At 46.9% G+C, this 14,338-nt stretch carries 13 protein-coding genes; 5 read left to right on the top strand and 8 right to left on the bottom strand.

Annotated features, from left to right (window positions below):
* Positions 1–47 precede the first annotated feature (47 nt).
* The 3 genes from ACTQ53_RS03280 to ACTQ53_RS03270 all read left to right on the top strand — a co-directional run bounded on the left by ACTQ53_RS03280 (position 48) and on the right by ACTQ53_RS03270 (position 2,309).
* Positions 48–1,142, top strand: a complete 1,095-nt coding sequence (locus ACTQ53_RS03280) for a phosphotransferase enzyme family protein (RefSeq protein WP_441932011.1) — start codon at positions 48–50, stop codon at positions 1,140–1,142.
* Between the two features lie 145 nt (positions 1,143–1,287).
* Positions 1,288–1,710, top strand: a complete 423-nt coding sequence (locus ACTQ53_RS03275; RefSeq protein WP_295347311.1) for a Fur family transcriptional regulator — start codon at positions 1,288–1,290, stop codon at positions 1,708–1,710.
* A gap of 38 nt (positions 1,711–1,748) precedes the next feature.
* Positions 1,749–2,309 carry an NADH peroxidase gene (locus ACTQ53_RS03270; protein ID WP_218416366.1) on the top strand — a complete coding sequence of 187 codons (561 nt, stop codon included), beginning with the start codon at positions 1,749–1,751 and terminating at the stop codon, positions 2,307–2,309.
* Positions 2,310–3,104: 795 nt separating this feature from the next.
* Here the strand turns inward: ACTQ53_RS03270 and ACTQ53_RS03265 are convergent.
* The 7 genes from ACTQ53_RS03265 to ACTQ53_RS03235 form a co-directional block, all read right to left on the bottom strand.
* Complete coding sequence (locus ACTQ53_RS03265; RefSeq protein WP_441932008.1) at positions 3,105–4,097, bottom strand: GDSL-type esterase/lipase family protein; 993 nt, start codon at positions 4,095–4,097, stop codon at positions 3,105–3,107.
* Between the two features lie 115 nt (positions 4,098–4,212).
* Positions 4,213–5,577 (bottom strand): histidine--tRNA ligase, encoded by a 1,365-nt coding sequence (hisS, locus tag ACTQ53_RS03260; RefSeq protein WP_441932006.1) that lies wholly within the window; start codon positions 5,575–5,577, stop codon positions 4,213–4,215.
* 102 nt (positions 5,578–5,679) lie between these two features.
* Complete coding sequence (locus tag ACTQ53_RS03255; protein ID WP_441932005.1) at positions 5,680–6,954, bottom strand: adenylosuccinate synthase; 1,275 nt, start codon at positions 6,952–6,954, stop codon at positions 5,680–5,682.
* A gap of 17 nt (positions 6,955–6,971) precedes the next feature.
* On the bottom strand, positions 6,972–7,451 hold the full coding sequence (locus ACTQ53_RS03250) for a Fur family transcriptional regulator (RefSeq protein ID WP_217759839.1): 480 nt from the start codon (positions 7,449–7,451) through the stop codon (positions 6,972–6,974).
* A 165-nt stretch (positions 7,452–7,616) separates the two neighbouring features.
* Positions 7,617–8,261, bottom strand: a complete 645-nt coding sequence (locus ACTQ53_RS03245; RefSeq protein WP_294967499.1) for a Maf-like protein — start codon at positions 8,259–8,261, stop codon at positions 7,617–7,619.
* A 118-nt stretch (positions 8,262–8,379) separates the two neighbouring features.
* Positions 8,380–8,898, bottom strand: a complete 519-nt coding sequence (locus ACTQ53_RS03240; RefSeq protein ID WP_441932004.1) for a KdsC family phosphatase — start codon at positions 8,896–8,898, stop codon at positions 8,380–8,382.
* Positions 8,876–9,709 (bottom strand): Rossmann-like and DUF2520 domain-containing protein, encoded by an 834-nt coding sequence (locus ACTQ53_RS03235; protein ID WP_441932003.1) that lies wholly within the window; start codon positions 9,707–9,709, stop codon positions 8,876–8,878. Before ACTQ53_RS03235 ends, ACTQ53_RS03240 begins: the two co-directional genes overlap by 23 nt.
* Before the next feature lie 101 nt (positions 9,710–9,810).
* Here ACTQ53_RS03235 and ACTQ53_RS03230 point away from each other — a divergent pair, with 101 nt between their 5' ends.
* Positions 9,811–10,785 (top strand): GNAT family N-acetyltransferase, encoded by a 975-nt coding sequence (locus ACTQ53_RS03230; RefSeq protein ID WP_294968207.1) that lies wholly within the window; start codon positions 9,811–9,813, stop codon positions 10,783–10,785.
* 67 nt (positions 10,786–10,852) lie between these two features.
* On the opposite strand, the gene ACTQ53_RS03225 is transcribed toward ACTQ53_RS03230, so the two are convergent.
* Complete coding sequence (locus ACTQ53_RS03225; RefSeq protein ID WP_295346896.1) at positions 10,853–11,473, bottom strand: TetR/AcrR family transcriptional regulator; 621 nt, start codon at positions 11,471–11,473, stop codon at positions 10,853–10,855.
* Positions 11,474–11,647: 174 nt separating this feature from the next.
* On the opposite strand from ACTQ53_RS03225, the gene ACTQ53_RS03220 reads away from it, so the two are divergent.
* Positions 11,648–13,936, top strand: coding sequence for an NADP-dependent malic enzyme (locus tag ACTQ53_RS03220; protein ID WP_441932002.1), 2,289 nt, complete (start codon positions 11,648–11,650; stop codon positions 13,934–13,936).
* The last annotated feature ends 402 nt before the right edge of the window (positions 13,937–14,338 follow it).

Genomic DNA, 14,338 nt, shown 5'->3' with positions numbered 1-14,338 from the left:
CTGTAAGAGCAAAAGCTTTAAAATAAATAATTAAACTCCACACTAACATGAAAGATCTTTCGACAATCCTCAAGCAGTTCGACATCAAGGGAACTGTAAGTGAAGTGAAACCCCTCGGTAACGGACTCATCAATGACACCTACAAGGTGACAACCCAGGAAGAAGATGCACCCGACTACGTTCTGCAGCGCATCAACAACGCCATCTTCACCGATGTTGACCTCCTGCAGCGCAACATCGAGGAAGTGACCACCCACATCCGGCAGCAGCTCGAAGCAAAGGGCGCTGACGATATCGACCGCAAGGTACTCACCTTCGTCAAGGCACACGACGGCAAGACCTATGTCAAGGACCAGGACCAGCAGTACTGGCGCATCTCCGTCTTCATCCCTCGTGCCATCACCCAGGAAGCTGTCAACCCGGAAAGTTCCTACTACGCCGGCAAGACCTTCGGCGAGTTCGAGGCACAGCTCACCGACATCACCGACCGCCTCGGCGAAACCATCCCTGATTTCCACAACATGGAACTGCGCCGCGACCAGCTGCGCCAGGCTGTAAAGGAAGACCGTGCCGGACGCGCAGCGGGCGTGAAGGATTTCATCGCAGAGATAGAGAGCTATATGGACGAGATGTGTCTCTGCCTGCGCCTCTTCCGTGAAGGAAAGCTGCAAAAGCACGTCTGCCACTGCGATACAAAGGTGAACAACATGATGTTTGATGAGGAGGGCCGCGTATTGTGCGTCATCGACCTCGATACAGTAATGCCATCCCTCTTCGTGAGCGATTATGGTGATTTCCTCCGTACGGCAGCCAATACCATCGCCGAGGATTCTCCTGAGGTCGGGAAGATAGATTTCCGCATGGACATCTTCGAATCCTTCACCCGTGGCTACGTGGAGTCAGCATCAGCCTTCCTCTCCCCTCTTGAGATTTCCCTCCTGCCTCATGCAGCCGAGCTCTTCCCATACATGCAGGCAGTGCGCTTCCTCTGGGATTACCTCAACGGCGACCACTACTGGAAGTGCAAATATCCTGAGCACAACCTGGTTAGAGCCCAGAACCAGTGGCACCTCTTCCTCAAGGCAAAGGAACATGAGGCTGAAATGAAGGCTTTCATCGAAAAACTCCAGGAAAAACAGTAAAATCGACCAAGGAAAAGTAAAAATTCAATTAATTCTGTAAAAAGTCCTAAAATTATTTGGATTTTTTACAGAATTATTTTGTTATTAAAAATAAATATATTACCTTTGCACTCAGAAAAATCAACAACAGTAATAAATAAAAAGCATGAAGAAGAAAGAAGCTTACACTAGGTTGGTGGAGAGTGGCGTTCGTCCTTCGGTACAGAGACTAGCCATCATGGATTACCTGATTAAGCATCCTACCCACCCAACAATCGACGATGTGTTCCAGGCTCTTTGCGAGGAGCTTCCAACGTTGAGTCGTACCACAGTTTATAATACACTAAGAATGTTGAGTGAGAAGCATGCTGCCCAGATGATTACTATCGACGACCATCGTGTATGCTATGATGGCAATACCGACAGTCATGTCCATTTCTTCTGCAAGCAATGTGGTAAGATCATCGACCTCTTCGACGAGGAGGCACCATCACTGAAAAGCGACAAGGTGATCAATGGCAACATCGTACAGGAAGAGCAGCTCTACTATAAGGGCATCTGCGCTGAATGTGCCAAGAAGTTGAATTAACTCATATTATATACAATAACATTTAAAACATTAACATTATGAAGAAGAAGTTTATTTGCACCGTTTGCGGTTACATCTACGAGGGAACAGAGGCACCAGAGAAGTGCCCTATCTGCAAGGCTCCAGCCAGCAAGTTCAAGGAGATGGAGGATGCAGTGGATGAGGATTTGACATTCGCTACAGTTCACGTTCTCGGTCAGGCATATAAGGATGGCGTCAATGAGGAGGTCATCAAGGGTTTGAAGGATCACTTCGCAGGTGAGTGCGGCGAGGTGGGTATGTATCTTGCCATGGCTCGCCAGGCTGACCGTGAGGGTTATCCAGAGATTGCAGAGGCTTACAAGCGTTATGCTTTCGAGGAGGCTGACCACGCATCTCGTTTTGCTGAGTTGCTGGGTGAGGTTCTGGGTGATACAAAGAGCAATCTCGAGGCTCGTATCGCTGCTGAGAAGGGTGCATGCGAGGATAAGTTCCGCATTGCCAAGCTCGCTAAGGAGCAGGGTTCTGATGCCATCCACGATACAGTTCACGAAATGGCTAAGGACGAGGCTCGCCACTGCGCTGGCTTCGCTGGTCTCTACAAGAGATATTTCAAGTAAAAGCACCTCCCGTTTTTCATGGGAACTATTGCCCAGGGCAGATTCTTTCTGCTCTGGGCTTTTTTTCATCACCCCACAGATTATTTTTTTCTCACGGATTATTTTTTTTAAGTCCCACTGATTGTTTTTTTTAAGTCCCACTGATTTCACAGATTTACACAGATTTTATTATCCCATTACTGAATCTACTTTAAAAAGTCAATACTGCGTTAAATTAATATTTAATCGTCTGTAAATCAATAACTTATATTAAGAAATGCATATGAAAACTTAACTATAAAAAGTTGGTCAAGTCGCTGATTTTCAGTAACTTTGCAAATCACGACAAACGCAAAATTATATGAATACAGGACTTGACCAATATATGGATATCTTTAAAGATGCAGTTGAAGATTCGGCTGCAAAGTTAACAAAAAGTTTCGAGAAAATACTCATCGAGGTGATAATTTTGTTCATGGTAATACCAAGAAAGATAAATTTCACCCAAATGAGGAGGTATGGCTCGCATGTTGAGCAAACCTATCGCAACACATTCGGCTTAAAAAAGTCGAAAAGCATTGACTGGCTCAAACTTAATGTATCACTTGCCAAGCACTTCTTTGGTAAACTGGGAAGATGGGCTATTGCCATTGATCCCAGCTACATCAGCAAAGCTGGCAAAAAGACTCCACATATCGGTCGTTTTTGGTCGGGATGTGCACAGTCTGTTAAACATGGTCTCGAAATCATGGGTATTGGCCTCATTGATATTGATACCTTGCTTCGACGTCAAGGCATGGCTGGCGCAGGAATCCATTATCTGATGGTTGCACCGAAATACTTTACGAACTTAATCTTCTTTCCATCCATGCGGACTGGCTTGTTCCAGTCACCACCCAGAATGAGGATGGTAGTCTTCTTGCCTGCCGGAATGGCATCTACCGCTTCCTGAAGCGTAAAGAAATCACCTCTACCCTCCTGGGATACCACATGGTCGAAATGACGGACGTGTTTCTTGAGTGCCGGAACCTGCTTGCCTATTTCATCAGCCAAAGCGTTGGCTACGATGCGAGCTCCATAGATATTATAATGTGTATTGTCTTTCTTGCCAGCGGGAACCTGCGGGTTCACGCCTGGCAAGAACCACATGTGAAGCTTGCGGCTGCCCTCGATGCCCATGCTGGTCTCGATGTCGTGGGTAACCTTGGTAGCATCAACGAAAGGAACATTCAATGCCTTTGCCACATGACGAGGCGCTACCACATAGGCGCCATGCGTATCTATCAGGGTATCGCTGTTGATGAGCTCCTTGCCGTCATACTTCTTGTTGCGCAGTTTCTCATCATCATCATTCTTCAGTTCCTCAGAATAATAGCAACGGCGTACTACGGCATTGAAAAGTACCGGAATGCCGCCCTTGGCACGGGTCTCGTTCACGTACTTGGCGAGATTGGCATCAAAGGTGGAACCCGGATCGGTATGACGGTCTGGCTTCGGCTTTTCGTCGTTATGTCCGAACTGGATGAAGACATAATCGCCCGGCTTGATCTTGTCCAATACCTTCTGCCAGCGGCCCTCGTTGAGGAAGCTCAGGGAAGAGCGACCGTTGACGGCATGATTGTCTACGATGATCCTGTCATCGAAACAACCCTGCAAAACCATACCCCAGCCACGCTCAGGACTCGTCTTGTAATTGCCCTTCTCGGCTGCGGTAGAATCACCAATCACAAAGATGGTGGTGGTCTTCGTGCTGGATATCATCAACAAAGCCAACAGGAAGACACATAAAATAGCCTTTATTTTCTTCATTGTTTTTGTAGTTTAAGAATTTGTCATTACAGAATAAAAAAACTCGCCCTGCCATACCATATATTCACATACATCAGCATGAGAGGACGAGACCTATATATAAACAACTAAATTCTTATTTCTTTACAGCAGCAATCAGCTCCTCGGTAGAAACCAGGGTCTGTTCACCGCTTTCCATATTCTTCAATGTAACCTTGCCCTGAGCCATCTCGTTTTCGCCTGCAAGCACCACAAACGGAATGTTCTTGGCATTGGCATAGATCATCTGCTTCTTCATCTTCGCCTTATCAGGGAAAATCTCTGTACGGATACCGGCTGCACGGGCTGCACTGATGACAGGCAGGCAGTAGGCAGTCTCCTTCTCACCGAAATTGATGAAGAGCACCTGGGTGGTATTCACCGCCTCCTTAGGATAGAGATCGAGGGCATTCAGCACATCATAGATGCGGTCGGCACCGAAACTGATACCTACACCACTCAAGCCTGGAAGACCGAAGATGCCGGTAAGGTTGTCATAACGGCCACCACCGGTGATACTGCCCATAGGAGTATCGAGCGCCTTCACCTCGAAGATGGCTCCAGTATAATAGTTCAAGCCACGAGCCAGGGTAAGGTCGAGTTCTATCTCGTTCTTCAGACCTACAGCCTTCAAGGTATCGAGGATAAACTTGGTTTCCTCTACTCCCTTCAAGCCCACCTCCAAGCCTTCGAGAACCTTAGAAATTACTTCAAGCTTCTCATCGTTTGTGCCTGACAGAGAGATGATTGGCTGCAACTTCTCTATCGCTTCTTCAGAGATACCATCCTGACGAAGTTCCTCGTTTACATTGTCGAGACCAATCTTGTCGAGCTTGTCGATAGCCACGGTGATGTCTACAATCTTCTCTGCCTCGCCGATAACCTCAGCGATACCAGTCAGAATCTTGCGGTTGTTGATCTTGATGCATACGCGCACGCCAAACTTGGTGAAGACGGTATCCACAATCTGCATCAGCTCTACCTCGTTGAGAAGAGAATCAGAGCCAACCACATCGGCATCACACTGATAGAACTCACGGTAACGACCCTTCTGAGGGCGGTCAGCACGCCATACAGGCTGAATCTGATAGCGCTTGAAAGGCATCTGGAGTTCTTCACGATGCTGGACTACGTAACGGGCAAAAGGTACTGTCAAGTCGTAGCGAAGTCCCTTTTCGCAGAGCTTGGCAGCCAACTTGAGCGATCCGAGCGAATGAATGTCCTCATCGCTCACCTTATTCATATAGTCTCCTGAATTCAAAATCTTAAAGAGCAGCTTGTCGCCCTCCTCGCCATATTTTCCCATCAATGTCTGAAGGGTCTCCATGGCAGGAGTCTCAATCTGCTGGAATCCGTAAAGGGCATATACGTCCTTGATGCTATTGAAGATGTAATTGCGCTTCGCCATCTCTACAGGACCAAAATCTCTCGTGCCCTTTGGTATACTTGGTTTCTGAGCCATGTTGTATTAATTAATAATGTATAATTAAGAATTAAGAATGAAATTCATGGTCTGAAACATGAATCCATTCTTAATTCTTATTCTTTTATTTTTAAATCTTGATTATTTACGTACAATAGTCTGAGCACGGTCTGGACCGATTGAGATGATGCCAATCTTGGTCTCGAGGAACTCCTCTACGAATGCAATGTAGTCCTTGAACTCCTGTGGGAACTGATTCTCAGAAGTGAACTGGGTCATATCTGTCTTCCAGCCCTTGAACTCCTTGTATACAGGCTCTACATCATCGATTTCGTATGGGAAATCGGTGGTAACAGAACCGTCCTTCAACTTATATGCCACGCAGGCCTTGATAGTATCGAAGCCATCGAGCACGTCGCTCTTCATCATGATGAGCTCGGTAACACCGTTCACCATCACAGAATACTTGAGCTGTACGAGGTCGCACCAGCCGCAACGACGCTCACGTCCGGTAACAGCACCATACTCATGACCGAGGTCACGGATCTTGGCACCTGTCTCGTCGAAGAGCTCTGTAGGGAATGGACCTGCACCAACACGAGTACAGTAAGCCTTCATGATACCATAGACATTGCCGATGCGGTTAGGACCGATACCCAGACCGATGCAGGCACCAGCACAGATGGTATTGGAAGAAGTAACGAAAGGATAAGAACCGAAGTCAACATCGAGCATAGTACCCTGAGCACCCTCGCAGAGGATATCCTTGCCGGAACGAAGCACCTTGTTGATTTCCACCTCGCTATCGATGAGCTTGAACTGCTTCAAGTATTTAATGCCCTCCATCCAGGTCTTCTCAACCTCTGTGATATCGAAGTCGGTATAACCGAGGCTTGCGATGGTCTTGAGATGAGCAGCCTTATGAGCAGCATACTTCTCCTCGAAATTGTCGAGGATATCGCCTACACGGAGACCGGTACGGCTCACCTTATCTGTATAAGTAGGACCGATACCCTTACCGGTAGTACCCACCTTGTTCTTACCCTTAGAAGCCTCGATAGCAGCATCGAGCACACGATGAGTAGGCATGATGAGATGAGCCTTCTTCGAGATGAAGAGACGACTCTTGAGGTCGTGACCGCTCTTCTCCAAATCCTTAGCTTCACCCATGAAGAGGTCTGGAGCCAAGACTACGCCATTACCAATGATGTTCACCTTACCACCCTGGAAAATACCAGAAGGGATAGAGCGGAGCACATACTTCTCGCCTTCGAACTCGAGGGTATGACCTGCGTTAGGACCACCCTGGAAACGAGCAATGACATCATACTTAGGGGTCAACACGTCAACCACCTTACCTTTACCTTCATCGCCCCACTGCAAACCCAGTAGGACATCTACTTTACCTGTGTTCATTTTATTTTAATATAAAATTATTTAGACTTTTCGTTCTTGTTGTTGCGGAGTCGCGTAATCTTTGCCTGACAGATGCTGCATACACCATAGATGTAGAGCACGAAGGCGTCCTTGCGGAACCGCTGCAATCTGGTCTCGTTGATGGCTGCCGTCACCAGGGGTGCCTGCACCTCAGTAACTCTTCCGCATACGGTGCATACCTGATGCACGTGGTTCTCGTTGCTGGAACTGGCCTCGTACTTGGTTCCATCCACCAGACTATGTCTCACCACCAATCTCAACTCCAGGAAAAGATGGATGGTATTATAGAGCGTGGCTCTGCTCACTCTGAAATTCTTCCTTTCCAGAGCAGCACCCAGCTCCTCTAATGTAAAATGTCCTCTCATGCTGAAGACAGCATCAAGGATGGCATATCTTTCCGGGGTCTTACGATGCAGGTTTGACTCCAGATACTGGTCCAGGATTTCTCTTGCCTGGGCTTTCATTTTTTCACTCATATTTCTTCGTTAGTTACATAAAACGCACAAAGATAGTCATAATTTATGATATGAGGAAAAATCAAATTTTAAAAAATCTAAATTGCCGTACATTCTTTCACTTTTGCGCCTTTTCAGCTTTCATTCCGGCGATTTCAGCGACAAATCCGCTTACAATCATACGTATTACATCCTGGCTATTTCTTCATAGATGCGCTGTACGGGAAGGCCCATTACATTGAAATAGCTGCCCTTCAATCCAGTGCATCCGATATAGCCAATCCATTCCTGAATGCCATAGGCTCCTGCCTTGTCGAAAGGCTTGTAATGCGAGATGTAATATCTGATTTCTGCATCACTGAGCTGCTTGAACGTTACCTCGGTAGTAACCGAGAAATGGCGCTGCTGACTGCGGGTAGTCAGACATACGCCCGTTACCACATGATGGGTCTTGCCGCTCAGCATCCGTAGCATGCGCACGGCATCCTCCTCATCCTTCGGTTTTCCGAGAATTACGCCCTTTCCCTCCTGATCGTTCTGCTCGTCAGCAGTTGGGGCAATCACAACGGTATCAGAAGTAAGAATGAGCGTCTGGGCTGCATCCTCACCCTGTTCTTCTGAAGCTTTTCCAGAAGGTTCTTCATCCAGAAGGCTCCGATAAGCCTCTGCCTTCTTACTGGAAATATATTCTGCCACCTCATAGGCATCAAGAGATTCAGGATAGCTCTCATCAATGCCCTTGATAACCTTTACCTCGAAAGGAATATCCAATCCGGCCAGCAGTTCCCTGCGGCGTGGCGAATTACTCGCCAAAATGATCTTATAATTCATCTTACTTGGAACTTTGAACTTGGAACTTTGAACTTTATGATTAGTAAAGCTATTGAATTGGCTTTCCCTTTCGGCCGCCGAACGTTGTTTCTTCACTTAAATTCCCTCTTCACTTACATTACCACCCAAAGGCCTTGGCGCTGGAAAGCCAAAGGCCCTTGGCACGAAGCACCTGCTCTACAATATCCCTGCCCACTCCTTCGCCACCATTGGCTGAAGAGATGTAGCGGGAAATAGACTTGATATCCGAACAGGCATCAGCAGGACAACATGGACATCCGCAACGGCGCATGACCTCATAATCAGGAATATCATCTCCTACATAGATAATCTCCTCATCCGAAAGCTGATACTTCGTCAGGAACTCATCGTAGGTATGAATCTTCACGGCACATCCCATGAAAATATCCTCTAAGCCCAAACCTTCATAACGCTTGCGTATCGCCTCGGTGGTACCACCCGTGAGAATGGCTATGCGCAATCCCATCTTCTGTGCCAACTGAATGGCATAGCCGTCCTTGATGTTAACCGTGCGAAGCGGTTCGCCAGAACTGGCCAGCGTAATGGTCTGTCTGGACAACACGCCATCCACATCAAAAATAACGGCCTTTATCTTATCTAAATCGTAATTTATCATACTTTGAACTTGGAACTTTATGATTAGTAAAGCTATTGAACTCTTCACTTAAACGGTGGATATTCATGCTCATTCTGTCATAGATATCCTTCACCAGCGGATTATTCTTGAGAAGCTGACTCTGCGCCCTGATTACATTCTCATCATATCTTACCGCCGGACCGGTCTGCGCATCCTTCGGTAACATCTGATGCACCTTGGCTGCCGTCTCGTCAATCAGCGGAAGCATCACATCGAACGGAATACCATGCTTCTCAAGAAGCTCGGCACTGATGGCATAACAATGATTCACAAAATTGCAGGCAAAGACGGCAGAGAGATGCAGATACTTGCGAGCCTCACTCGACAAACGGTAAACCCGATGGCTCAACTGAGAAGCCAACGCCTCGATGGCATCTGTCTCCTCTTCGCCCGAACCCTCTATAAAACAAGGAATCTCTTCGAAGGAGACACGCTTCTGCCTGGAGAACGTCTGCATAGGATAAAACACACCGTAATGGCGGGCCATACCCTGGAAAACATCTATGGAAACAGAACCTGCGGTATGAAGGAACAGCTTGTCTTCCCTGCCCCTGCAAAGCTGAGGAATAAGCACTGGAAGCGCATCGTCCTTCACGGAAAGTATATAGACATCAGCATCGGCTCTCACCTGGGAAATATCGGTGATAGCAGCCCCGCCTGCAATCGTTGCCAAAGTCTGCGCCGATTGCATCGTCCTACTATAAACCTGTAAAATATCGTGACCGGCATCGGTTAAAGCCACAGCCAAACTGGTGGCTAAATTGCCAGCACCTATCATAATTATCTTCATAATGTGCAAAAATACTAAAAATAAGTCATACTTTTGATAAAAGACTTGCATTTTTATGATTAATTTATTATTTTTGCATAAAACAGCAGAAAGAGAAAGATATGAATGATTTCAGCATCAGGATATATACAGAAAGCAATGAGTTGCCCGAACTCCTGGAAGGCAACTTCTTTCACAGCAAAACACTGTTCCTGATAGAGGAACAGACACCCAAAGACACCCCTTACATGGCCGTAGCAACCAGAGACGGCGAAGTAAGAGGACAGCTGCTCGTCATCGTACGCAGACGAGGTTCGCTCTTTCCACCTTATTTATATACGCACGCACATGCGCATGGGGAAGGATGCTATGCGGACGAGACAGAGACAGAAACCCTCTTTCCACTGCTGCTGAAGGCCATCACCCTGAAGCTTCGCCACCGCCTCTGCTTCTACATCGAATTTTCGGACATGAAGAAGAAAATGTTCGGCTATCGCTTCTTCCGCAGACTGGGCTACTTCCCTATCGCCTGGCAGGAAATACACCATTCGCTCCACAGCAAGGCACCGGAAAGCAGACTCTCTGCCAAGATGGCAAACATAGTAGAGCGCATGACGGCAAAGGGAGTGGAAAACCACGAAGCCACATCGGCTCAGGACATCGCCCTCTTCTACCGGATGCTCAAGAATTTCTATCGGTTAAAGCTGAGAAGATTCGTCCCAGCTAAGGAGTTTTTCATGCACTTTGCAGGAAACCCCGAGAGCAGAATCTTCGTTACCACATACAAGGGGAAAGTGATAGGAGGCTGTGCCTGCGTCTTCTTCCAGGGCAATGCCTACCTTCTTTATGCAGTGGGCAAGCGCAAGAGCCGCCTCCATCTGCATCCAGAAGCCATGACCATCTGGTATGCCCTGAAGTATGCCCATGAGCACGGCTACGCCCATTTCCGCTTCATGGATGCGGGTTTACCCTGGAAGCAGAATCTATACAGGGAATTCCTCCTCAACTTCGGTGGCAAACCCGTAACAAGCTACAGATGGTTCAGATTCTATACCCGAATCATCAACAAAATTTTATATTGGATTTACAAACAGTAATAGACTGGGCTTTCGCATAGGGGGAAGTTAAGGGAAGTTAGAGGAAGCCCCTAGAGGGGCTGCAGCTTTACAGACCAGCCAAAGCCCTATCCAGCGCCATGAGTCCACGCTCGGTACAGAAGCCCCTGATAACCGTAAGCACATAATTATCAAAAAGTTCCTGCATTGAATAAGTGCGATAAAGCTGACGGTGCATGATTTCTTCCATGGTAACATGCCCCACTTCAGACAACACCTCATAATTGAGATTAGGGCGGAACAATCCCTCCTTCACACCTGCAGCAAAAAACTTGCTTCTCTCCTCACACTCCTTAGAATGATACTCGCGCATGAATTCCACAACACGGGGAATCTTATGGATCTCCTCATAGAAAACCACTCCCACCTGCTCATTGCGACGCATCTGCAGCTTATACACATAACTGATGATATCAATCACATTGCGGGCTTGCGTATTGGCAAACTCTTCCAGCGACTGCAGTTCTTTCGCCTGCTGCATCTTCATGCCGGCAAGAAGAAGCTCCTCCTTGTCACCGAATATTTCATAAACAGTGCGCTTAGATACATGAAGTCCGCGAGAGATTTCATCCATCTTAACCGCTTTTACGCCTCGTTTGTAAAACTCAGCCATGGCATAGTCTATGATTTTATTTCTCAGCTCTTGTCTGTATTGATTAATTTCTGCCATATCTATATGTCAATTTATATGCTTTGTGGACTTATTTTTGTGCAAAGATACAAAAAAAAATAAAAAACCATTCGTTTTTACTAAGTTTTTTATTACCTTTGCACAAACTTTTAGAAATCGCTGCTTAAAAGCACGAATCTGTAAGAAAATAAAACTTCAAACCAATATATTATTATGGTAAAAATCACAAAAGAGGCGGCTCTTCTGTATCATGAGAATGGCCGTCCTGGTAAGATTGAGGTAAAGCCAACAAAACCTTACCACACACAGACAGACCTGAGCCTTGCTTACTCTCCAGGCGTAGCATTCCCTTGCCTCGAGATTCAGCAAAACCCAGATGACGCATTCAAGTATACTGACAAGGGTAACTTGGTAGCAGTAATTAGTAACGGAACTGCCGTGCTCGGTCTTGGCGACATTGGCGCCATGAGCGGAAAGCCAGTTATGGAAGGCAAGGGATTGCTTTTCAAGATTTATGGCGGCATCGACGTTTTCGATATCGAAGTGGCTGAAAAAGACCCTGAGAAATTCTGCGAAACCGTAGAACGTATTGCTCCTACATTTGGTGGTATCAACCTGGAGGACATCAAGGCACCTCAGTGTTTCTATATCGAGGAGCGCCTGAAGAAGAACCTTGACATCCCTGTCATGCACGATGACCAGCACGGTACAGCAATCATCTCTGCTGCCGGTTTGAAGAACGCTCTCGAAGTGGCCGGCAAGGACATCAAGAACGTAAAGATCGTCGTAAACGGTGCAGGTGCTGCTGCTATCAGCTGTACAAAACTCTATGTTGCTCTCGGTGCACAGATCAAGAACATCGTGATGCTCGACTCTAAGGGCGTTATCACAAGCGACCGTGAGAACCTGACCGAGCAGAAGAAGATGTTTGCTACCGACCGCCGCGACATCCATACCCTGGAAGAGGCTGTAAAGGGTGCTGACGTATTCGTTGGATTGAGCAAGGGCAATGTACTGACTCAGGATATGGTTCGCTCTATGGCTGACAGTCCTGTAGTATTCGCCTTGGCTAACCCTGTTCCTGAAATCAGCTACGAGGATGCCATGGCTAGCCGCCCAGACGTACTGATGTCTACCGGCCGTTCAGACTATCCTAACCAGATTAATAATGTAATTGGTTTCCCATACATCTTCCGTGGTGCGCTCGACGTTCACGCACGCGCCATCAACGAAGAGATGAAGATGGCTGCCGTTCATGCTATCGCTGATTTGGCAAAGCAGCCTGTACCTGATGTAGTGAATGATGTTTACCACGTAAACGACCTTTCATTCGGTCCTAAGTACTTCATTCCAAAGCCAGTTGACCCACGTTTGATTACTGAGGTTTCTGCAGCAGTAGCCAAGGCTGCTATGGACAGTGGCGTTGCACGTACTCCTATCACAGACTGGGAGCAGTACAAGCAGCAGTTGCGCCAGTTGCTCGGTCAGGAGACCAAGCTTACCCGCAAGCTCCACGACACAGCTCGCCTTCACCCACAGCGCGTAGTATTCGCAGAGGGCGGTAACCCTACCATGCTGAAGGCTGCCGTGCAGGCTAAGAGCGAGGGTATCTGCCAGCCTATCCTGTTGGGTAACCCAGATCGTCTGAACCGTGTGGCTAACCGCCTGAAGCTCGACCTCTCTGACATCGAAATCGTAGATATGCGTGCAGACAAAGAGCAGGGTCGCCGTGCCAAGTTCGCCAAGCACCTGGCTGAGAAGCGTGCTCGTGAGGGCTACAGCTTCGAAGAGGCTTACGACAAGATGTATGAGCGCAACTACTTCGGAATGTCTATGGTTGAGCAGGGTGATGCTGATGCTTTCATCACTGGTCTCTATACTAAATACAGTAATACCATCAAGGTGGCTAAGGACGTTATCGGTATCCGTGACGAATACAAGACATTCGGTACCATGCACATCCTCAACACCCAGAAGGGCGTATACTACATTGCAGATACATTGATTAACCGTCACCCTGACGAGGATGTCCTGACCGACATCGCCAAGTTGTCTGCCGGAACAGTGAAGTTCTTCAACGAGGAGCCTATCATGGCCATGTTGAGCTACTCTAACTTCGGTACCGACAACGTAGGTTCTCCTGTCAAGGTAAAGAAGGCTGTTGCTGAAATGCAGAAGGAATTCCCTGAACTTGCCATTGACGGTGAGATGCAGGTGAACTACGCTCTCAACAAGGATCTCCGCGATGAGAAGTATCCATTCTCTCGTCTCAAGGGCAAGGATGTCAACACATTGGTATTCCCTAACCTGAGCAGTGCCAACGGTGCTTACAAGCTCCTCCAGGCATTGAATCCTGAGGCTGAAATCATCGGTCCTATCCAGATGGGTCTTAACAAGCCTATCCACTTCACCGATTCTGAGAGCAGCGTTCAGGACATCGTTAACATTACTGCAGTAGCAGTGATCGATGCTTACGTAGAAAAGATTAAGAAACAGAAATAAAAGGATTTTTTCCGTATTCTCTTTACATCTAGCGAAATGATTTTTAGAGAGTACAACAACTGGGCTGGGACGTGATGTTTCGGCCTTTTTTTTATTATCTTTTATCAGTTTTTAGTTAAAGAATTTTAATAAACATTATTGTGTCCCCACACACCACATTCCTTTATAAAATACTGCTCAAATAATTTGGTAATATTAAAAAAAATGTATACCTTTGCAGCAGTTATCCTGAAAACAATCTTTTTACCTTAAGGAAAACTAATACCTATTGAAGATTTGGAGCGGTAGCCTGTGAAGGTCATCGCTTTTTTTATGCCCAAAAATGAAGACGATCGCAATATGACATAAACAAATAAAGGCTGCAATGTTCATCACATTGCAGCCTTATATTTTATATCTGAA

It is taken from the genome of Prevotella sp. Sow4_E9_plate (assembly GCF_052116205.1).
GTDB lineage: Bacteria > Bacteroidota > Bacteroidia > Bacteroidales > Bacteroidaceae > Prevotella.
This window is presented reverse-complemented; position numbering and strand designations above follow the sequence as displayed.